Origin of the sequence: Reyranella sp. (assembly GCF_965229815.1) — a bacterium.
In the GTDB taxonomy this organism is placed as follows: Bacteria; Pseudomonadota; Alphaproteobacteria; order Reyranellales; family Reyranellaceae; genus Reyranella.
In genome coordinates this window covers 2,654,255-2,674,899 of record NZ_CBDDJN010000006.1, presented here as the reverse complement: position 1 = coordinate 2,674,899, position 20,645 = coordinate 2,654,255, and the positions used below count along the sequence as shown (strand labels likewise).

Below are 20,645 nucleotides of genomic sequence, written 5' to 3'. Positions count from 1 at the left end.
CGGCGATGAGGTCCTTCGCTGCGCTCAGGACGACATCAGGCCGCTTCCTTCCAGGCGCCGTCCACGACGGTGACGATGTCGCGCATGATCTGGGTGAGGTCGAAGTCCTTGGGCGTGTAGACGCGGGCGACGCCGGCCTCGACCAGGGCCTCGGCGTCGGCCGGCGGGATGATGCCGCCCACCACCACCGGCACGTCGCCGATGCCGGCGGCGCGCAGCCCGTCCAGCACCTCGCCGACCAGCGACACGTGGCCGCCGGACAGGATCGACAGGCCGACCACGTGCACGCTCTCCTCGAGGGCGGCGTTGACGATGCGCTCGGGCGTGAGCCGGATGCCCTCGTAGACGACCTCCATGCCGCAGTCGCGGGCGCGCACGGCGATCTGCTCGGCGCCGTTGGAATGGCCGTCGAGGCCGGGCTTGCCGACCAGGATCTTGATGCGCCGGCCGAGCCGCCGCGACACCCGATCGACTTCGCGGCGCGTCGCGTCGAGGCGGCCGTCGCTGACGCCGACGGCACGCGCGACGCCGGTCGGCGCGCGATACTCGCCGAACACCGCGCGCAGCGCCTCGGTCCATTCGCCGGTCGTGACGCCGGCCCGCGCGCAGGCGATCGAGGCCGGCATGACGTTGCGGTCCTCCTTCGCCGCGGCGGCGAGATCGGCCAGCGCCGCCTCGACGGCGCTGGCGTCGCGGCCGGCGCGCCAGGCCCTGAGCCGCTCGATCTGCTCGCGCTCGACCGCGGCGTCGACGGTCAGGATGGCGCCTTCGCCGGTCGACAGCGGCGAGGGTTCGGCATCGGTGTAGGCGTTGACGCCGACCACGGTCTGCTCGCCGGCCTCGATGGCGGCCAGGCGCTTGAGGTTCGATTCGACCAGGCGCTGCTTCATGTAGGCCGCCTCGATGGCGGCCACGGCGCCGCCCATGTCGGCGATGCGCGCCATCTCGGCGGTGGCCTCCTCCTTCAGCGCCTCGACCTTGGCTGCGATCTCGCTGCTGCCGTCGAAGATGTCGCCGTACTCCAGCAGGTCGGTCTCGAAGGCCACGATCTGCTGCAGGCGCAGCGACCATTGCTGGTCCCACGGCCGCGGCAGGCCGAGCGCCTCGTTCCAGGCCGGCAGCTGGACCGAGCGGGCGCGCGCGTTCTTGCTCATCACCACGGCCAGCATCTCGAGCAGGATGCGGTAGACGTTGTTCTCGGGCTGCTGCTCGGTGAGGCCGAGCGAGTTCACCTGCACACCGTAGCGGAACAGGCGCTGCTTGGCGTCGGCGACGCCGTAGCGCTCGCGCGTGAGCGTGTCCCACAGCTCGGCGAACGCCCGCATCTTGCACATCTCGGTGACGAAGCGGATGCCGGCATTGACGAAGAAGGAGATGCGGCCGACGACCTGGGGGAAGTCGGCCTCGGGCACCTGGCCGCGGGCGCGCACCGTGTCGAGGACGGCGATGGCGTTGGCCAGCGAGAAGGCGAGCTCCTGCACCGGCGTCGCGCCGGCCTCCTGCAGGTGGTAGCTGCAGACGTTCATCGGGTTCCACTTGGGAACCTCGCGATAGGTGAAGCCGATCGTGTCGGCCGTCAGCTTGAGCGACGGCTCGGGCGGGAAGATGTAGGTCCCGCGCGACAGGTACTCCTTGATGATGTCGTTCTGCGTCGTGCCCTGCAGCTTCGCGCGCTCGACGCCCTGGGCCTCGGCGGCGGCGATGTAGAGCGACAGCAGCCAGGCCGCCGGCGCGTTGATGGTCATCGACGTGTTCATCCGGTCCAGCGGGATGCCGTCGAACAGGGTCTTCATGTCGCCGAGATGGCTGACCGGGACGCCGACCTTGCCGACCTCGCCCTTGGCCAGCGGGTGGTCGGAGTCGTAGCCGGTCTGGGTCGGCAGGTCGAAGGCGACCGACAGGCCGGTCTGGCCGCGGCCCAAGTTGGTGCGGTAGAGCTCATTGGACTTGGCCGCCGTGGAGTGACCGGCATAGGTGCGGATCAGCCAGGGGCGATCCTTCGGAGGACTGGCGCGCTGGGGCTTGGCGGGGGCGGTTTCGGTCATGGTGGCGGCTGCCGGCTTGTTTCCCTAGACTGCGTACCTCAAACGATGTTGCATTGCAGCATGAAAGAGTCCGCGGTTTTGCCCCGCTGGGACCGCGGCCGGTGAGCGATTCGTCCTCGCCCTGGGCGCGGCCTGTCCCTGCCACGGTGACGGCCGCCGGGCCGGCGGCCGAGCCGGCGCCGGACCTCACGCCCAGCCGGCCGGTCTATGACGGCAGGCTGGGCGAGCTCTACGCCATCTACCTGCGCCACCTCGTGCTGATGCTGGTCACGCTCGGCTGGTCGCGCTTCTGGGGCCGCACCCGCATCCGGCGCTACCTGTGGAACCACTTCGCCATCCTGGGCGACCGTTTCGAGTATCGCGGCCGCGGCATCGAGCTGTTGATCGGCTTCCTGCTGGTCCTGGGCGTGCTCGCGGTGCTGGCCGGCGCGATGTACCTGGTCTGGGTCCACCTGCTGGACGAGCGACCCTTCTCGTCGTTCGGCGTCTTCGACGCCTTCTCGCTGTCGATCCTGGTGCTCGGCTTCCCGCTCGCCTATGTCGGCCACTATGCCGGCCTGCGTTACCGGCTGACGCGCACGCGCTGGCGCGGCATCCGCTGCGGGCTGGCCGGCTCGGCCTGGCGCTACGGCATGCTCGCCACCTTCCTCACCGTCGCCAACGGCATGGTCGCGCAGCTCCTGACGCCGGTCGTGTCGGTGAACCTGGCGCGGCCGCGGATCTCCAACGTGCGCTTCGGCACGCTGCCCTTCGCCTTCGCGGGCCATGCCGGCGACATCTACGGCCGCTACATCGGCTACTACTTCCTGAACATCCTGGCCTGGATCGTGGCGGCCGGCGTGCTGTTCGCGGCGATCGGCGGCACCTTCGGCGGGCTCGGCCTCACTGAGGAGGAGCTGGGCACGCTGTTCTCGCAGCCCGGCCTGCGCACCGTGCTGGTGATCCTGGCGGCTGCGATCGGGGTCTACCTGCTGTTCAGCCTGCTGATCCTGCCGCTTCGCTGCTGGTGGCAGGCCTACCTGTTCCGCTACCTGGTGGCGCGCAGCCGCGCCGGCGGAGTGCTGTTCGCCACCGCCATCACCACGCGGCAGATGTGGGGCTTCCTGGTCCTCAACTACCTGATCGTCGTGCTGACGCTTGGTCTCGGCTGGCCCTGGGTGCTGCACCGCACGCTGAAGCTGATCGCTGCCGAACTGTGGCTGTACGGCGCGCCCGACGGCCCGGCGATCGGCCAGCCGGGCGACCGCGGGCCGCGCTTCGGCGAGGGCCTGCTCGACATGTTCGACGTGAGCGGAATCTGACGGTGGCCACGCAGGCGCGCTTCTACGACGGCACGACCGCAGCGGTGCATGCGGTGAGCGTGCGCGCGACCGCGGCCGAGCTGGTGCTGTTCCGCTCGGCCGATGCCACGATCCAGGCGCGCTGGCCGATCGCCGACATCGTGCTGCTGGGCGACCTCGGGCACGAGGCGGTGCCGCCGATCGCCTGCCGCGGCTCCGACGCGCGCCTGATCGTCGAGGACCCGGCGCTGCGCCGCGAGCTGGCCGGGCTGGTGCCGCAACTGGCGCCGCTGGCCGAGTCGCCGGCGCCGGCCGGGCGGCGCGTCCTGGGGTTCGGCGCCACGCTGGTTGCCCTGGTTGGCCTGTTCTGGCTGGCCGTCGACTATGGCAGCGAGTACGCCGCCCCGCTGCTGCCCTACAGCCTGCAGGCGGCGCTGGGCGAGAGCGTGTTCGACGAGCTGGTGGCCGACAAGGACGAGTGCCACGGCGCGGCCGGGCTCAAGGCGCTCAACCGGCTGGCCAACGACCTGGCGGAGGCCGCCGACTACCATCATCCGATCACGGTGCACGTCGTCGAGGGCGGCCCGGTCAACGCCTTCGCCCTGCCGGGCGGCATCCTCGTCTTCTATTCGGAGCTGATCGACCGGGCCAGGGACCGCAACCAGGTGGCCGGCGTCCTGGCGCACGAGCTGGGCCACGTCGTGCACTACCATTCGGTAAAGGGGCTGGGGCGGCAGTACGGCGTCGACCTGCTGGTGAGGCTGGTAAGCGGCGGCTACTCCGATCTCGTCAGCACGCTGGCCACCGGCGGCAATCTGCTGCTGGCCATGCGCAACGGCCGCGCCTTCGAGCGCGACGCCGACAAGACCGGCATCGAGCTCCTGGAGGCGCTCGGCCTGCGCGCCGACGGCGTGTCGAGCTTCTTCGAGCAGCTGATGGAGAAGGAGCCCGCCGACCGCGCGGCCGCCGCCGGCATCTGGTCGAGCCATCCGCCGACGCAGGAGCGCATCGAGGCGACGCGCCGGCCGGCGACCGGGAAGCCCGCCTTCACCGACGCCGAATGGCGGGCGATCCGGAACGTGTGCAAGTGACCGACGGCGCTGGTCGCTGCCGATGCACTTGATCGCCCAACGCTTCCGCGTATAATAACCAGAGTTATTTGCGGAGAGCGTCGCCTTGTCGTTGTGTCGCGATTCGAGCGACAGGGACGCGACGATCAGACTGCCGGAAAACCGCGAAGAATCAAAATGTTATGAGCCTTTCCCTCGACCGCGCGCGAATGCGAATCCGAACCGGCGGCGGAAGCGCCTCAACCCGTCATCCGCTGCCCGCCGACGCGGCAGTCCTTCAGGATCTCGGGCCGGAAGGCGAGGCCGTGGCCGGGCCGCTCGGGCGGCGCCATCGTGCCGTCCCGGGCCGGCAGGATCGGTTCGATCCAGAGATCGTCGTTCCAGTCCATGTACTCGAGGTAGCTGGCGTTCGGGATCGCCGCCAGGACATGGACCATGGTCTCGTGGAAGAGATGCGGGGCGAGGCGGATGCCCCAGGGCTCGGCGGCGGCGGCGATCTTGCGCAGCTCGGTGAAGCCGCCGCGCATCGGGTCGGGCTGCAGGATGGGGACGGATTGCGTCTCGAAGAACGGTCGCAGGTCGTTGCGCGTGAAGTGGCTCTCGCCGCCGACCACGCGGGTCTTGAGCGCGGCCGCGATGCGGCGGTAGCCCGCGAAGTCCTCGGCCACCACCGGCTCCTCCAGCCAGTAGGGATCGTACTCGTCGATGCGATGGCCGGCCTGGATGGCGGTGTCGGCGTCCCAGCCCATGTTGACGTCGATCATGATCTCGACGCCGCCGCCCATCGCCTCGCGCATCGCCTTGACGTTCAGCACGTCCTCGCGCCACGGCCTTATGTGCGCGACCTGCATCTTGATCGCCGTGAGGCCCTGCGCGGTGAACTCCTTGGCGCGCGCGATCATGCCGTCGCGGCCGAGCCCGCGGAAGCAGCCCGAGCCGTAGGCCGGGATCGACGTGCGCGCGGCGCCCCACAGCCGGAACAGCGGCAGGCCGGCACGCTTGCCGACGATGTCCCACAGCGCCATGTCGACGGCGCTCTGGGCGAACACGGTGACGCCCATGCGGCCCAGCCAGAAGTTGCTGCGGTAGAGCGTCTGCCAGATCGCCTCGACCTCGGTCGCGTCGCGGCCGATCACGTGCGGGGCGATCAGCTCCTTCATGCAGGCATCGAGAGTCTCGAGGCCGCCGCGCAGCGGCATCAGGTAGCTCATGCCGATCAGCCCGCCCTGGGTCTCGATCTCCAGCACGTAGATGTCGCGCACCGGCGCCGACAGGATGCCGGCCGCCGGCGCGGCGCCCCGCCACGGCACCTTGAGGAGCGAGGAGCGCAGTTCGGTGATGGTGGTGGGCGTGGTCATCCGGCGTATCTCCCGCGCGTTTGGCTCACTATGATGCCGCCGCCATGACCTCGTCCAACCGCCTCTATCTCTTCGACACCACCCTGCGAGACGGCGCCCAGACCCAGGGCGTCGACTTCACCGTCGCGGACAAGGCTGCGATCGCGCGCGAGCTCGACCTGCTGGGGATCGACTACATCGAGGGCGGCTGGCCGGGCGCCAATCCGACGGACGACCGCTTCTTCGCCGACCCGCCGGCCTTCGAGAGCGCGAAGTTCGTGGCCTTCGGCATGACGCGGCGCGCCGGCCGCAGCGCCGCCAACGATCCCGGTCTCGCCGCCATCCTGCAGACCAGGGCGCGCAACGTCTGCATGGTCGGCAAGACCTGGGACTTCCACGTCGACGTGGCGCTCGAGGTCGATCGCGGCGAGTACCTCGAGATGATCGCCGATTCGCTCGCCTACGCGAAGGGCCGCATGGACGAGGTGATGTTCGACGCCGAGCATTTCTTCGACGGCTACAAGGCCAATCCCGACTATGCGATGGCCTGCCTGGCCGCCGCCGAGAAGGCGGGCGCGCGCTGGCTGGTCCTGTGCGACACCAACGGCGGCACGCTGCCGCACGAGGTCGAGCGCATCGTCGGCGAGGTGGTGAAGAAGATTCCGGGCGAGCGGCTCGGCATCCACACCCACAACGACACCGAGAACGCCGTCGCCAACACGCTGGCCGCCGTGCGCGCCGGCGTGCGACAGGTCCAGGGCACGATCAACGGGCTGGGCGAGCGCTGCGGCAACGCCAACATGATCGCCCTGATCCCCAACCTGGTCCTGAAGATGGGCTTCGAGACCGGCCTCAAGGATGGCGCGATGCAGCGGCTCACCCACCTGTCGCGCCTGCTCGACGACCGGCTGAACGTGGTGCCCAACCGCAGCGCCGCCTATGTCGGCACCCGGGCCTTCGCCCACAAGGGCGGGCTGCACGTCTCGGCGGTCGAGAAGGACCCGCGCACCTACGAGCATGTCGACCCCGAGACGGTCGGCAACCAGCGCATCATCGTGGTCAGCGACCAGGCCGGTCGCTCCAACATCATGGCCCGCTTCCGCCAGATCGGGCTCGAGGTCGACCCGAAGGACCCGGCGGTCGGCCGCCTGCTGGAGATCGTCAAGGAGCGCGAGGCCGAGGGCTATGCCTACGACGGCGCCGACGCCTCCTTCGAGCTGCTGGCCCGCCATGAGCTGCACACCGTGCCCGACTACTTCGCCCTGCACAGTTTCCGGGTGCTGGCCGAGCGCCGCGTCAACGCCCGCGGCCAGCGCATCGCGCTCTCGGAGGCGACCGTGAAGCTCGACGTCGCCGGCCGGCGGGCCATGGAGGTGGGCGAGGGCAATGGCCCGGTGAACGCTCTCGATGCTGCGCTGCGAAAGGCCCTGCTGCCGGTCTATCCCGAGCTCGAGGACATGCGGCTGGTCGACTTCAAGGTGCGCATTCTCGACGCCGCGGGCGGCACGGCGGCGACCACGCGCGTCATGATCGAGAGCGCCGATTCCCGGCGTCGCTGGTCGACCATCGGCGTCTCGCCCAACATCGTCGATGCGTCCTACAACGCGCTCTACGACGCCATCACCTACAAGCTGTTCCGCGACGGGGCCCACCCGGCGCAACCGGCCTAAAGCACGATGAGATTGGCTGGAAACAGCCAATCTCATCGTGCCCTCCGGCAACCTGCGACATTCGTGCGCGCGGATGAGATGAGGCGGAATCGCAAGCGATTCCACCTCATCTCATCCCGCTGTAGCAGCCATGTTTCGCCCGCCGGTTGACCCGGCTGGGGCCGCGGCAGACCATATATAGGTGAGAGACGGAGAACATCTGGACGCCCGTTCCCCTGCGGAGACGGTGCCGCCGCCGGTCGCGGCCATCCCGCGACGGCGGGTGGGACGGCGCGTGCTGGCGCGCGCCGTCATGTGGTCGCTGCCCCTGGTCGTGCTGGTCGCCAGCCTCTTCGTCTGGCTGTCGGCCGGTCGCTACGTGTCGACCGACAACGCCTACGTGAAGGGCGACCGGGTCCAGGTGGCGCCGCAGCTCAGCGGCATCATCGTCGAGGTGCCGGTGCAGGAGAACCAGCGCGTGTCGCGCGGCCAGCTCCTGTTCAAGCTCGACGACCAGAGCTACCGGCTGGCGCTGTCCAAGATCGACGCCGAGATCGAGACGACGCGGGCGGAGATCCGCGGCCTGCGGGCGCAGTGGCGGACCAAGCGCGAGGAGATCAAGGCGGCGCTCAGCCAGCTCAACTTCGCCCAGGCCGAGTTCGAGCGGCAGTCCGACCTCGCCGAGAAGAAGTTCGCCTCGACCCAGAAGCTCGAGGAGACACGCATGGGCCTCGAGGTCGCGCGCCAGCGCATCTCGGCGGCGCAGGAGGACCTGCAGCGCATCGAGGCGTCGCTGGCCGGCGATCCCAAGATCAAGGCCGACGACCATCCGCGGGTGAGGCAGATGATCGCCGCCCGCGACGAGGCGCTGCTGCAGCTGCGGCGGACCTCGGTCGAATCGCCGATCAACGGCATCGTGTCCAAGCGGCCGGTGCCCGGCAGCTACGCCACTGCCGGCGCGCCGGTGATGGTGGTGGTGGCCGACACCGACCTGTGGATCGAGGCCAACTTCAAGGAGACCGAGCTGACGAAGGTCCGGCCGGGCCAGGCGGCGGTCATCCACGTCGACACCTATCCGGACGCCGCCTGCACCGGCAAGGTGGCGAGCATCTCGCAGGCGACCGGCGCGGAGTTCGCCGTGCTGCCGCCGCAGAACGCCTCGGGCAACTGGGTCAAGGTCGTGCAGCGCATCCCGGTCCGCATCTCGGTCGACTGCCGCGAGGGCGATCCGCCGCTGCGCGTCGGCATGAGCACGACGGTCGACATCGACACGGGCCACAGCCGCTCGCTCGGCGGCCTGATCGCCGACCTCGGCAAGACCTTGGGCCTGTCGAGCGCGTCGGCATCGGCCCAGCCTTGAGCGGGGCGCCGTGACCGCGGTCGATCCGGCGGTCCGCCGCCGGCGGGGCCTGATCACCCTGACGGTGATGATGGCCACCATCATGCACGCGCTCGACGGCACCATCGCCAACGTCGCGCTGCCGTCGATCCAGGGTTCGCTGTCGGCCACGCAGGAGCAGGTCTCCTGGGTGGTGACGTCCTACATCGTGGCCTCGGCCATCATGACGCCGTTCGCCGGCTTCTGCGCGACGCGGTTCGGCCTGCGCCGGACGCTCTCGACCTGCGTCGTCGGCTTCACGATCGTCTCGATGATGTGCGGCGCCGCCCAGTCGCTCGACCAGCTCGTGCTGTTCCGCGCCCTGCAGGGCGGCTTCGGCGCCGCGCTGGTCCCGGTGTCGCAGGCCATCATGATGGACACCTACCCGCGCGAGGAGCAGGGCAAGGCGATGGCCATGTGGGGGGTCGGGACCATGGTCGGGCCGATCCTCGGCCCGTCGCTGGGCGGCTGGCTGACCGACCAGTTCACCTGGCGCTGGGTATTCTACGTCAACCTGCCGGTCGGCATCATGTGCGCCACCGGCGTCCTGCTGCTGGTCCGCGACAGCCTGTCGGACCGGCCTCGGCCGTTCGACATGCTGGGCTTCGCGTTCCTCGCCATCGCCATCGGCAGCTTCCAGCTCATGCTCGACCGCGGCCAGCAACTCGACTGGTTCGACTCGATCGAGATCGTCGTCGAGACGCTGGTGGCCGGCGTCGCCTTCGCGATGTTCCTGATCCACGTCCTGACCGACGAGCACCCGTTCCTGTCGCGCGACCTGTTCCGCGACCGCAACCTGTCGGTCGGGCTGGTGTTCACGGCGCTGGCCGGCCTCGTGCTGATCGTGACGGCGACGCTGATGCCGCCCTTCCTACAGCAGCTCAAGGGCTATCCGGTGTTCACCACCGGCATCGTGCTCGCCCCGCGCGGCGCCGGCATGATGGTGGCGATGATGCTGACGGCGCGCCTGATCGGCCTCTTCGACGCGCGCTGGCTGATCGCCATCGGGCTGCTGCTGTGCGCGCTGTCGCTCCACGACATGACGCTGTTCACGCTGGAGGTCAGCGAGAGCCGCATCGTGTGGAACGGCGTGCTGCTGGGCTTCGGGCTCGGCCTCGTCTTCCCGCCGCTCACCACGCTCACCTTCGCCACCCTGCCGGCCCGGCTGCGCACCGAGGGCGCGGCAGTGAACGCGCTGCTGCGCAATCTCGGCGCCTCGATCGGCATCGCCGTGCTGGTCTCGCTGCTGGCGCGCAACACGCAGGAGAACCGCGCCGAGCTGGTCGGCCAGCTCACGCCCTACAGCGCCGGCTGGCCGTTCGGCCGCGCCGGCGCCGGCGCGGAGGCTCAGATGCTCGCGGTGTGGGACGCCGAGATCAATCGCCAGGCCGCCATGATCGGGTACCTGAACGACTTCCGCGTCATGACCGTCTGCACCCTGGCGGTGATCCCGCTGCTCTTCCTGATGCGGCGGCAGATGCTGGCGCGCTAGGCGACCGACGGGCCGCCCGACGAGCCGCCCGACTGGTCGCTCGACGGGCCGCTGTTTCCAGCCCGAGCCCTCATGCTCTAGAAGGGCGCCCATGGGACGTCCCTCGAAGGGCCGCGCGATACCGTCGGCCACGCCCGTGATCATCATGGTCCGCCCGCAGCTCGGCGAGAATATCGGCATGGCGGCGCGCGCCATGCTGAACTGCGGCCTGTCCCGCCTGCGCCTGGTGGCGCCGCGCGACGGCTGGCCCAATGACAAGGCGCAACGCGCCGCCTCGGGGGCGGACGTGGTGCTGGAGCAGGCCGAGGTTTTCGACACGGTGGCCGAGGCCGTCGCCGATCTCGAGCGCGTGCTGGCGACGACCGCGCGCAACCGCGAGCTCGCCCAGCGCATCGTGACGCCGCGGCATGCCGCCGGCGAGATGCGCGACTGGATCGCCGCGGGGGAGGGGGTCGGCATCCTGTTCGGTCCCGAGCGCACGGGTCTCGTCAACGAGGACATCGTGCTGGCCGACACCGCGCTGTCGATCCCGCTCAACCCGGAATTCTCGTCCCTCAACGTCGCGCAGGCCGTGCTTCTGGTCGCCTACGAGTGGGCGATGGCGGGCGACGCCTCGCCGGTCGAGCGCATGTCCGACCATTCGACGCGGCCGGCCACCAAGGAGGAGCTGCAGAACCTGTTCGGCCATCTCGAGCGGTCGCTGGACCAATCGGGCTTCCTGCGCCACCAGGCGATGCGGCCGGCGATGGTCAACAACCTGCGCGCCCTGCTGCAGCGTGCGGCCATGACCGAGCAGGAGGTCCGCACCTTCCACGGCGTCATCAAGTTCCTCGCCAAGCACAAGCACGACGAGGAATAGCGGGCGACGCGGACGCCGCTGTCAGGCGTGGTCGCGGCGCAGCGTCTGCGACGGCGTCTCGCCGTAGCGCCGGCGGTACGCGACCGCGAAGCGGCCGAGATGACGGAAGCCGCAGTGGAGCGCGATCGACGTCACGCTGTCCTGCGGCCCGGCGCACAGCAGCGCCGCCCGCGCCCGCGCCAGGCGGCAGTCGCGCACGTAGCGCATCGGCGTCGTGCCGTGGCGGTCGAGGAAGCGCTTGTGCAGCGTGCGTCCGGCAACGCCGGCGACCGCCGCCACGGTGGCGACGCTGAGCGCGTCGTCGAGATGGTCGTCGATGAACCGCGTGGCGCGGCCGAGGTCGGGAGCGGGGGGACGATCGTCGATCGGGAGGACGGAGCGGTGGATCATCGTGTCTCCTTGGCAACGGTCCGCGGCAATCCGCGACGCCGGGGACATCGGGCGGTTTGCGGATAGTGGCGGGTGCGGCTCGCTTTCATATCTTGCCCATCGCGCAACGACGCGACGTCTGGAGGCTGCGATGCGAACCGACATCATCTCTGCGACGGCACCGGCCCTCGCGTCTTCGCCGCGCGCCGGCTGGCGCGCCGAGGACATTATCGGCGGCGAAAAGCGGCCAGATTTTGACCGGCGCTTCCTGCCCGAGTCGCTGGCCCGCGTCGATGCGCTGGACAGCCTGTCGGGCCGCGAGCGGCTGCTGCTGAACCAGATCCGCGGCCATGGCTACCTCCACCTCGTTGGGCTTGCCGAAGGGGTCATCCCGCCCTTCCTGCGAGACCAGGCCCGCACACGCCGCGACGGCGACGGGATGCGTTGCCGCGCCCTCCAGCGCGTTGCCGACGAGGAAGCCGAGCACATCGACCTCTTCCGCCGCTGCGCCGCCGCGGTCCGCGACGGCTTCGGGACGCAATGCGACGTCGTCGGGCCCGCCGAGACCTTCTCGCGGGCGGTGCTGGCGCACGCGCCGCTGTCGGTGGCGCTGTTCGTCCTGCATCTCGACGGGATGACCGAGCGCCACCATGAAGGCTGTATCCGCGACGAGCGCGGCATCGACCGGCCCTTCGCCCGGCTGCTGCGCCATCACTGGATGGAGGAAGCAAGGCACGCCACGTTCGACGCGGCGCTGGTCGCCAACCTCGCATGGGGCGTGCCGGAGCCCGGCATCGCGAAGGCCCTCGACGGCTATCTCGAGATCGTCGCCCTCTTCGACGAGGAGCTGAAGCGCCAGGTGCTGCTCGACCTCGCGGCCCTGATGAAGGCCGGCGGCCGCCGCCTGGGCGAGGCCGAGCATGCCCGGATCGAACAGCAGCAGTTGCAGGCCCAGCGCTGGACCTTCATCGGCGCGGGCGTGAGCCATCCCCGCTTCCTGGAGACGGTCGGCCGGCTTTCCGCCGCCGGTGCCCGGCGGCTGGCCGGGATCGCCCCGGCCTTCTGCTGACCGCTTGATGCCGACCGCTCCGTGGGGGATGTAGGCTCGCCGCCGCCACGCATCCCTCACGGAGCCCCGATGCCTCCTTCCGCCTCCACCACCGCCAAGGTCTCTTGGGTCGATGGCGCCCTGTTCGTCGCCGAGGGCGGCAGCGGACACACGATCACCATGGACGGGGCGCCCGACATCGGCGGCCGCAACCTCGCCTCGCGGCCGATGGAAGTGCTGCTGATGGGCATGGGCGGCTGCACCGCGATCGACGTCGTCGCCATGCTGCGCAAGCAGCGCCAGGACATCGAGGGCGTCGAGGTCTCCCTGGTCGCCGAGCGGGCCGGGGATCATCCCAAGGTCTTCACCTCGGTGAAGCTCGTCTACACGGTGCGCGGCCGCCGCCTGAACCGTTCCCTGATCGAACGGGCGGTCAGCCTGTCGGACGAAAAGTACTGCTCGGCCACCGCCATGGTGCGCAAATCGGCGGAGATCACCCACGAGGTCGTGCTGGTCGAGATCTAACCCGTTGATTTCACTGGCCGAACGGCGGCTTGACTAAGCCGCCGCCGCCAGTATGTTCCCGGCCTTCTCCGGAGAACGTGGTTGCGGGCCCCCGGGCCTTCATCCCGCCCCGATTTCGGCCGGCCGCAATGGTTGGCGATCGGACCCAGGCCTATCCGGACAACAGCGTCATCGGCCGGGCAGGCCGGGCGCACAACGATGGAGCGAGCGCGTGAGCAAGCGCGAGAATTCGAAGTACAAGATCGACCGCCGCCTCAGGGTCAACCTGTGGGGCCGTCCCAAGAGCCCGATCAACAAGCGCGAATACGGTCCCGGCCAGCACGGCCAGGCTCGCCAGAAGCCGACCGACTACCGGCTCCAGCTCATGGCCAAGCAGCGGCTGAAGGGCTACTACGGCTCGGTCTCCGAGCGCCAGCTGCGCCGCTATTACACGGAGGCCGTGCGCCGCAAGGGCGACACCGGCGAGAACCTGGTCGAGCTGCTCGAGCGCCGGCTGGACGCGGTCGTCTACCGCATGAAGTTCGCCATCACCGTGTTCGCCAGCCGCCAGCTGGTGAGCCATGGTCACGTCAAAGTGAACGGCCGCCGCGTCAACATCGCGTCCTACCTGGTGAAGGACAATGACGTGATCGAGCTGACGTCCAAGGCCAAGGAGATGGCCCGGGTGCTGGAAGCCACCCAGACCGCCGAGCGCGACGTGCCGGAGTACGTTTCCGTCGATCACAAGGACATGAAGGGCACCTACGTGCGTGGCCCGAAGCTGGCCGACGTGCCCTATCCGGTCCAGATGGAACCCTCGCTGGTGGTCGAGTACTACAGCCGCTGACCGGGCAACCCGATCCGCGACAGCAACGAAAACCCGCCGCCCTGTGGCGGGTTTTTTGCTTTCGGGTTGGGCGGGACGACCGGTTCCGTCTGTCCCGCGGGGCGGCCGCCGCCTATACTCGTGCGGGGCTGGGGTCTGGAGACTTCTGGAATGCGGATTGTCCGTCTGGCGGTGTTCGCGCTGATCGTGGGTGGGATCGGCGGAGCGGCCTACCTCTATCGCGACGAGGTCGCGCAGCGCCTGGGCCTGGGCACCGCCGCGAGTTCCGCCGGCGCCGCGAGCCCGGCTGCCTCGGCGCAGCCGCAGGGGCGGCGCGGCCGCCTCAATCCCGGGGGGCCGGTTCCGGTCGTCGTCTCGAAGGTCAGCAAAAAGGCGATGCCGATCCTCCTGGAGGCGGTCGGCACCGTGCAGGCCATTGCCTCGATCCAGATCAAGTCGCGGCTCGACAGCCAGATCATGAAGGTCGCGGTGGAGGAGGGCGCCCTCGTCAAGGAGGGTGACCTGCTGTTCGAGCTCGATTCACGGACACTGAGGGCGCAGCTCGGCCAGATCGAGGCGCAGATCCGCAAGGACCAGGCGCAGGTCGCCCAGGCCCGGCGCGACGTGGCGCGCTACGAGGAGCTGCTTGCCAAGAACGCGGGCACGGTCGTCAGCCGCGACACGGCGATCACCACGCTCAAGGCCGCCGAGGCCCAGCTCGACGCCGACGAGGCCAACAAGGCCAGCGTGATGACCCTGATAACCTACACCGAGATCAAGGCGCCGGTGTCGGGCCGCATCGGCTCGATCGCCAGCAAGGCGGGCACCGTCGTCCGCGTCGGCGACAACACGGCCACGAGCGCGCTGGCGACCATCAACCAGATCGATCCGATCTATGTTTCCTTTGCCGTTCCGCAGGTCTTCCTGCCCGACATCCGGGCAGCGATGGCCAGGGGCGACGTCAAGGTGAACGCGGTGGTGGGCGATACCCGGCAGTCGGGCACGATCGCGTTCCTGGAGAACACCGTCGACTCGCTCACCGGCACCGTCACCGCCAAGGCCCGGATCGCCAACGCGAACGAGGGCCTGTGGCCGGGCCAGTTCGTCAAGGTCGAGGTGATCCTGGGCGTCGAGCCCGACGCCATCGCCGTGCCGGCGCCGGCCATCCAGCTCGGCCCGAACGGGCCCTACCTGTTCGTCGTGAAGGACAATGTCGCTGAACTGCGCAACGTCGTGATCAAGCGCACCCAGGACGGAGAATCGGTCATCGCCAAGGGGCTCTCGGCGGGCGAGCAGGTCGTGGTCGACGGCCAGCTGCGGCTGGTGAACGGCGCCAACGTGGTGATCCGTCCCGGAGCCCCCGAAGCGACGACAGCGAACGCGCCGCCACGCGGCTGATCCAGCGGAAAGAAAGGTCGACGACCGGTCATGCTCTCAGCGCTCTGCATCCGCCGGCCGGTGATGACCATCCTGGTGATGGCGGCCTTCGTCCTGGCCGGCGCCTTCGGTTACAAGCAGCTCCCCGTCGCGGCGATCCCGCGCGTCGACTTCCCGACCATCCAGGTCTCCGCCCAGCTTCCCGGCGCCAGCCCGGAGACGATGGCGGCCTCGGTCGCCTCCATCCTCGAGCGGCAGTTCTCGACCATCGCCGGCGTGACGGCGATGACCTCGACCTCGTCGCTCGGCAACACCTCCATCGTCCTGCAGTTCGACTTCAACCGCTCGATCGACGGCGCGGCGCTCGACGTGCAGTCGGCCATCTCCTCGGCCATGCGTCGGCTGCCGCCGGAGATGACGACGCCGCCCAGCTTCCGCAAGGTCAATCCGGCCGACTGGGCGGTGATGTTCCTCGCGCTCCGCTCGTCGCAGGCGCGCCTGTCCGACATCGACGCCTTCGCCAACCGGTCGATCCTGCCGCGCCTCTCGACGCTGCCCGGCGTCGCCCAGGTCCTGATCTTCGGCTCGCAGAAGTACGCCGTGCGCGTGCAGGCGAACCTCGACCAGCTCGCCGTGCGCGGCCTGACCCTGCAGGAGCTGCAGACGGCGGTGGTCAACGCCAATTCGAGCAAGCCGGTCGGCGCCATCGCCGACCAGCGCCAGAGCTCGATCCTCGACGCCACCGGTCCGATCAACAAGGCGGCCGACTACATGCCGGTCATCGTCACCTGGCAGAACGGCGCGCCCGTGCGCGTCTCCGACGTGGCGACGGCCGTCGACAGCGTCGAGAACGACAAGGTCGCGAGCTGGCTGAACGGCACCCGGGCGATCGTGCTGGGCGTCTACCGCCAGCCCGACGGCAACACGGTCGAGGTCGTCGACCGCGTGAAGGCGATGCTGCCCGCCATCCAGGCCGAGCTGCCGTCGGGCGTCGAGATCGAGCTGCTGGCCGACCGGTCGGTGCCGATCCGCCACGCCATCGAGGACGTCGAGTTCACGCTGATCCTCGCCGCCATCCTGGTCATCGTCGCGATCTACTTCTTCCTGCGCAGCGTCCGGGCGACCATGATCCCGGCCATCGCGCTGCCGATCTCTGTGATCGGCACCTTCGCGGCGATGTACGTTTGCGGCCACTCGATCGACAACATCTCGCTGCTCGCGCTGACGCTCGCCGTGGGATTCGTGGTCGACGATGCGATCGTCATGCTGGAGAACATCGTCCGCCACATAGAGGCGGGCGAGAAGCCGATGGAGGCCGCGTTCAAGGGCTCCAAGGAGGTCGGCTTCACGATCGTGTCGATGACCCTGTCGCTGGTCGCCGTCTTCATCCCCGTCCTGTTCATGGGCGGCGTGGTCGGCCGCATGTTCAACGAGTTCGGCCTGGTCATCAGCTTCGCCATCCTGATCTCCGGCGTGGTGTCGCTGACCCTTACCCCGATGCTGTGCTCGCGCATGCTGAAGCCGGTCGACCATCACGAGAAGCACAACTTCCTGCTGCGCGCCTTCGAGTGGAGCTTCACCAAGCTGAGTGACGGCTACGGCTGGGCGCTGAAGCGCACGGTGGCGTTGCCGCGGCTGGTGCTGGCCATCACCCTGGGCACCTTCGTGCTGACGGGCGTCCTGTTCCAGGCCATCCCCAAGGGCTTCTTCCCCTCGGAGGACATCGGCCAGATCTCGGGCTCGACGGTCGGTCCGGACGACGCCTCGTTCGATGCCATGGTCGCCCGCCAGGGAGCCCTCGCCGAGATCGTCAAGCGCGACCCCGACGTCGAGTCGGTGCTGTCGATCGTCGGCGGCGGCAATGCCGCGGCGACCGTGAACTCCGGACGCCTGTTCATCATGCTGCGCGACAAGCCGGAGCGGACCGCCACCGCCACGGAAGTGATCGCGCGCCTGCGGCGCGCGACGGCGACCGTTCCCGGCATCAACGTCTTCTTCCAGCCGGTCCAGTCGATCAACCTCGGAACGACCCAGACCCGCGCCCAGTATCAGTTCGGCATGCGGTCGAGCGACCTCGCCGCCCTGCGCGATTTCGCGCCCCAGATGGAACAGCGCATGCGGCGCATCCCCAGCATCATGGACGTGAACTCGGACCTGCAGGTGAGGGCGCGCTCGACGGTGATCGACGTCGACCGCGACACGGCCTCGCGGCTGGGCCTGTCGGTCGACCAGATCCGCCTGGTCCTCTACTCGGCCTTCGGCAGCCGCCAGGTGTCCACCATCTACGCGCCCGACGACACCTATCAGGTCATCCTCGAGGCCGACCCGAAGTACGCCGACGTCAACGAGATCCTGCGCCGCCTGCAGGTGCGGACGCCGAGTGGCGCGCTGGTGCCGCTCGACACGGTCGCCAAGCGCAGCGACAAGCCGACCTCGCTCACGGTCAACCACATCGCCCAGCTCCCTTCGGTCATCATCTCCTTCAACCTGGCGCCGGGCGTCGCGCTCGGCCAGGCGGTCGCCGACATCAACGCCGCCGCCGTCGAGATCGGCCTGCCGGGCTTCATCACGACCAGCTTCGAGGGCAGCGCCCAGGTCTTCCAGCAGGCCGTGGCCAACCAGGGCATGCTGCTGCTGGCGGCGGTGCTGGTGATCTACATCATCCTCGGCATCCTCTACGAGAGCTTCATCCATCCGCTCACGATCCTGTCCGGCCTGCCGTCGGCCGGCATCGGCGCGCTGGCCATCCTGATGCTGTTCAACATGGACCTCAGCGTCATCGCCATGATCGGCGTCGTCATGCTGATCGGCATCGTGAAGAAGAACGCCATCATGATGGTCGACTTCGCCATCGAGCGGCGGGCGCAGGGGGCGCCCGCCGAGCAGGCGATCGTCGAGGCGGCGGTGCTGCGCTTCCGCCCGATCATGATGACCACGGCCTGCGCGCTGCTCGGCGCGCTGCCGATCGCAGTGGGCGCCGGCGCCGGCGCCGAGCTGCGCCAGCCGCTCGGCATCACGGTGGTCGGCGGCCTGCTCGTGTCCCAGTTGCTGACCCTCTTCATCACGCCGGTGGTCTATATCTGGTTCGACAAGCTGACCGGCATGCGCTTCTCCTGGCGCCGTCGCCCCCAGCCTCACCCAACCCCCGCGGAGTAGTCCCATGATCCCTGCCGGCACCGCGCCGCCCCGGCGGCGGCGCGTCCCCGTCGATTGCCCGCTCGCTGCGCGGCGCTGCGTGGCGCGGGTCCGCCGATGAGCCCCGACGAGATCGGCGCCTTCGTCCCCGGGCCGCGAGCCCGTGTCGAGGGTCGTGCCGGCGGGCCGCTGGCCGGCCTCACCTTCGCGGCCAAGGACCTGTTCGATGTCGCCGGCGTGCCGACCGGCGGCGGCAATCACGACTGGCCGACCGGCCGTCCGGTGCCGACCCGGCACGCCTGGGCGGTGCAGACCCTGCTCGACGGCGGTGCCACCCTGATCGGCAAGACGATCACCGACGAGGTTTCGCTCGGCATCCTGGGCGAGAACGCCTTCGACGGCACGCCGGTCAACGTGCGCGCGCCGGGACGCGTGCCGGGCGGGTCGTCCTCGGGATCGGCGGCCGCCGTCGCCGCAGGGCTGTGCGACACCGCGCTGGGCACCGACACCGGCGGCTCGGTCCGCGTGCCCGCGAGCTTCAGCGGCCTCTATGGCATCCGTCCGACGCACGGGCGGATCGACGTCTCCGGGATGATGCCGCAGGCGCCGACGTCGGACACGACGGGCTGGTTCGCCCGCGACGCCGCCACCTTCGCCCGCGTCTCCTCGGTCCTGCTGGGCGAGGAGATTCCAGCCGCGCTGCCGGACCGGCTGGTGATCGCCGTCGACGCCTTCGGCTTCGCCGATGCCGCGGTCGCCGCCGCGCTCCAGCCGATGGTGGCGAGGCTGGCGGACCTCGTCGGCTCCGCTCGCGAGGAGATCATGGCGCCGCCCGGCCTGTCGGTCTGGGCCCGGGCGCAGCGCACCCTGCAGCCGGTCGAGGCCTACAACACGTTCCGGGAGTGGCTGGACGAGCGCAACCCGCGCTTCGCCTTCTCGGTCGCGCGCGGCCTGGTGATGGCATCGCTCACGCCCGAGGGGGACCGTGTCTGGGCCAACCTGATGCGCCAGGAAGCGCGCGGGCGCATGGCCTGGCTGCTGCCCGCCGGGACGATCCTCTGCCTGCCGACGACGCCATTTCCGGCGCCGCTGCGCGGCCAGCCCCTATCGGTGCTGGATCCGCTGCGCGACCGCATCACCTGCCTCTGCGCGCAGGGCGGGCTGGCCGGCCATCCGCAGGTCAATCTGCCGGGCGCGACCGTCGACGGCCTGCCCGTCGGCCTGTCGATCATCGGGCCGCGCGGCAGCGATGCGACGCTGGTCGCGGTGGCCCGGGCGCTCGAGGCAAAGGGCGGCTGACGTCCGGGCGGGGAGGGCCGGTGGCGACCGAGAAGCAGAAGATGCTGGCGGGCAAGCTCTATGTCGCGACCGGCGAGGAACTGGCGGCGGATGCACGCCGCGCCGCCGAGTGGATGGACCGCTACAACGCCTCGATCGCCCGGACGCAGCGGGACCACGCGGCGCTGCTGCGCGAGCTGCTCGCCGAGGTGGGAGAGGGCGCCTATGTCCGCCCGCCGTTCCACTGCGACTACGGCTACAACATCCGCCTGGGCAAGGGCGTCTTCCTCAACTTCAACTGCGTGATCCTGGACGTGGTCGCGGTGACGATCGGCGACGGCACGCAGATCGGGCCCGGCGTCCAGATCCTGACCGCCGATCATCCGCGCGATCCCGCGCAGCGGCGCGCCGGCCTGGAACTCGGCCGGCCGGTCAGGATCGGCGCCAATGTCTGGATCGGCGCCGGCGCGATCATCCTGCCGGGCGTCAAGGTCGGCGACGATGCCATCGTCGGCGCCGGCGCCGTCGTGACCCGTGACGTGCCGCCGGGCGCCACGGTGGTGGGCAACCCGGCCAGGGAGAGACAGAAGTGAGGGACATGACGCCGAACATCCCGGAGATCGTCGAGGAGGTCCGCGGCCTGTTCGAACGCTACGAGCAGGCGCTGATCGACAAGGATGTCGACGTGCTCGACGCCACCTTCTGGAACAGCCCGCATGCGATCCGGCTCGCGAACTACGAGCACGGCTACGGCTTCGACCGCATCCATGCCCACCGGGTCGCCCGGCCGCCCGGCCCCGGCACGAAGGAGAAGCGCCTGCGGCTCGACATCGTCACCGTCGGCCGCGACGTCGCCACCGTCACGCTCGTCTACAAGGTGCGCGGCCACGACATGATCGGCCGCCAGATGCAGACCTGGGTCCGCTTTCCCGATGCAGGGTGGAAAGTGGTCGCCGCGCATGTCTCAATGATCGACAGGGAACCGACCTTGTGAGGAC

17 protein-coding genes are annotated in these 20,645 nt (G+C 69.8%); 14 read left to right on the top strand and 3 right to left on the bottom strand.

Features of this window, described 5'->3' with window-relative positions; translation table 11 throughout:
- Positions 1–35 precede the first annotated feature (35 nt).
- Positions 36–2,045 carry a methylmalonyl-CoA mutase family protein gene (locus ACO073_RS24140; protein WP_422001000.1) on the bottom strand — a complete coding sequence of 670 codons (2,010 nt, stop codon included), beginning with the start codon at positions 2,043–2,045 and terminating at the stop codon, positions 36–38.
- 101 nt (positions 2,046–2,146) lie between these two features.
- On the opposite strand from ACO073_RS24140, the gene ACO073_RS24135 reads away from it, so the two are divergent.
- Positions 2,147–3,346, top strand: coding sequence for a YjgN family protein (locus ACO073_RS24135; RefSeq protein ID WP_422000998.1), 1,200 nt, complete (start codon positions 2,147–2,149; stop codon positions 3,344–3,346).
- Between the two features lie 2 nt (positions 3,347–3,348).
- Complete coding sequence (locus ACO073_RS24130; protein WP_422000996.1) at positions 3,349–4,416, top strand: M48 family metallopeptidase; 1,068 nt, start codon at positions 3,349–3,351, stop codon at positions 4,414–4,416.
- Between the two features lie 218 nt (positions 4,417–4,634).
- On the opposite strand, the gene ACO073_RS24125 is transcribed toward ACO073_RS24130, so the two are convergent.
- Positions 4,635–5,753, bottom strand: coding sequence for a mandelate racemase/muconate lactonizing enzyme family protein (locus tag ACO073_RS24125; RefSeq protein WP_422000994.1), 1,119 nt, complete (start codon positions 5,751–5,753; stop codon positions 4,635–4,637).
- A gap of 44 nt (positions 5,754–5,797) precedes the next feature.
- Between ACO073_RS24125 and cimA the strand changes: the two genes are divergently transcribed.
- The 4 genes from cimA to ACO073_RS24105 all read left to right on the top strand — a co-directional run bounded on the left by cimA (position 5,798) and on the right by ACO073_RS24105 (position 11,110).
- Complete coding sequence (gene cimA / locus ACO073_RS24120) at positions 5,798–7,402, top strand: citramalate synthase (RefSeq protein WP_422000992.1); 1,605 nt, start codon at positions 5,798–5,800, stop codon at positions 7,400–7,402.
- 181 nt (positions 7,403–7,583) lie between these two features.
- Positions 7,584–8,741 (top strand): HlyD family secretion protein, encoded by a 1,158-nt coding sequence (locus ACO073_RS24115; RefSeq protein ID WP_422000990.1) that lies wholly within the window; start codon positions 7,584–7,586, stop codon positions 8,739–8,741.
- Between the two features lie 10 nt (positions 8,742–8,751).
- Complete coding sequence (locus ACO073_RS24110; protein ID WP_422000988.1) at positions 8,752–10,251, top strand: DHA2 family efflux MFS transporter permease subunit; 1,500 nt, start codon at positions 8,752–8,754, stop codon at positions 10,249–10,251.
- A 91-nt stretch (positions 10,252–10,342) separates the two neighbouring features.
- A complete protein-coding gene (locus ACO073_RS24105) occupies positions 10,343–11,110 on the top strand; it encodes an RNA methyltransferase (RefSeq protein ID WP_422000986.1) in 768 nt (255 codons plus the stop codon).
- A gap of 21 nt (positions 11,111–11,131) precedes the next feature.
- On the opposite strand, the gene ACO073_RS24100 is transcribed toward ACO073_RS24105, so the two are convergent.
- Entirely contained in the window at positions 11,132–11,500 is a 369-nt protein-coding gene (locus tag ACO073_RS24100) for a helix-turn-helix domain-containing protein (protein WP_422000984.1), read from the bottom strand.
- 130 nt (positions 11,501–11,630) lie between these two features.
- Here ACO073_RS24100 and ACO073_RS24095 point away from each other — a divergent pair, with 130 nt between their 5' ends.
- From ACO073_RS24095 to ACO073_RS24060, 8 genes are all read left to right on the top strand, one after another.
- Positions 11,631–12,548, top strand: a complete 918-nt coding sequence (locus ACO073_RS24095) for a hypothetical protein (protein WP_422000982.1) — start codon at positions 11,631–11,633, stop codon at positions 12,546–12,548.
- A gap of 69 nt (positions 12,549–12,617) precedes the next feature.
- A complete protein-coding gene (locus tag ACO073_RS24090; RefSeq protein WP_422000980.1) occupies positions 12,618–13,052 on the top strand; it encodes an OsmC family protein in 435 nt (144 codons plus the stop codon).
- A 211-nt stretch (positions 13,053–13,263) separates the two neighbouring features.
- Positions 13,264–13,878, top strand: a complete 615-nt coding sequence (rpsD, locus tag ACO073_RS24085) for a 30S ribosomal protein S4 (RefSeq protein ID WP_422000978.1) — start codon at positions 13,264–13,266, stop codon at positions 13,876–13,878.
- Positions 13,879–14,028: 150 nt separating this feature from the next.
- Positions 14,029–15,255 (top strand): efflux RND transporter periplasmic adaptor subunit, encoded by a 1,227-nt coding sequence (locus ACO073_RS24080; RefSeq protein WP_422000976.1) that lies wholly within the window; start codon positions 14,029–14,031, stop codon positions 15,253–15,255.
- Between the two features lie 30 nt (positions 15,256–15,285).
- Positions 15,286–18,390 carry an efflux RND transporter permease subunit gene (locus ACO073_RS24075; RefSeq protein WP_422000975.1) on the top strand — a complete coding sequence of 1,035 codons (3,105 nt, stop codon included), beginning with the start codon at positions 15,286–15,288 and terminating at the stop codon, positions 18,388–18,390.
- A gap of 96 nt (positions 18,391–18,486) precedes the next feature.
- Positions 18,487–19,668, top strand: a complete 1,182-nt coding sequence (locus tag ACO073_RS24070) for an amidase (protein WP_422000973.1) — start codon at positions 18,487–18,489, stop codon at positions 19,666–19,668.
- A gap of 41 nt (positions 19,669–19,709) precedes the next feature.
- On the top strand, positions 19,710–20,240 hold the full coding sequence (locus ACO073_RS24065; protein ID WP_422002203.1) for a sugar O-acetyltransferase: 531 nt from the start codon (positions 19,710–19,712) through the stop codon (positions 20,238–20,240).
- A gap of 5 nt (positions 20,241–20,245) precedes the next feature.
- A complete protein-coding gene (locus ACO073_RS24060; protein WP_422000971.1) occupies positions 20,246–20,641 on the top strand; it encodes an AtzH-like domain-containing protein in 396 nt (131 codons plus the stop codon).
- The last annotated feature ends 4 nt before the right edge of the window (positions 20,642–20,645 follow it).

Coding starts and splice junctions, on each gene's coding strand:
- ACO073_RS24075 (WP_422000975.1), top strand. CDS start 15,286: ATGCTCTCAGCGCTCTGCATCCGCCGGCCGGTGATGACCATCCTGGTG.
- ACO073_RS24070 (WP_422000973.1), top strand. CDS start 18,487: ATGAGCCCCGACGAGATCGGCGCCTTCGTCCCCGGGCCGCGAGCCCGT.
- ACO073_RS24105 (WP_422000986.1), top strand. CDS start 10,343: ATGGGACGTCCCTCGAAGGGCCGCGCGATACCGTCGGCCACGCCCGTG.
- ACO073_RS24090 (WP_422000980.1), top strand. CDS start 12,618: ATGCCTCCTTCCGCCTCCACCACCGCCAAGGTCTCTTGGGTCGATGGC.
- ACO073_RS24100 (WP_422000984.1), bottom strand. CDS start 11,500: ATGATCCACCGCTCCGTCCTCCCGATCGACGATCGTCCCCCCGCTCCC.
- ACO073_RS24065 (WP_422002203.1), top strand. CDS start 19,710: ATGCTGGCGGGCAAGCTCTATGTCGCGACCGGCGAGGAACTGGCGGCG.
- ACO073_RS24060 (WP_422000971.1), top strand. CDS start 20,246: ATGACGCCGAACATCCCGGAGATCGTCGAGGAGGTCCGCGGCCTGTTC.
- ACO073_RS24080 (WP_422000976.1), top strand. CDS start 14,029: ATGCGGATTGTCCGTCTGGCGGTGTTCGCGCTGATCGTGGGTGGGATC.
- ACO073_RS24125 (WP_422000994.1), bottom strand. CDS start 5,753: ATGACCACGCCCACCACCATCACCGAACTGCGCTCCTCGCTCCTCAAG.
- cimA (WP_422000992.1), top strand. CDS start 5,798: ATGACCTCGTCCAACCGCCTCTATCTCTTCGACACCACCCTGCGAGAC.
- ACO073_RS24140 (WP_422001000.1), bottom strand. CDS start 2,045: ATGACCGAAACCGCCCCCGCCAAGCCCCAGCGCGCCAGTCCTCCGAAG.
- ACO073_RS24095 (WP_422000982.1), top strand. CDS start 11,631: ATGCGAACCGACATCATCTCTGCGACGGCACCGGCCCTCGCGTCTTCG.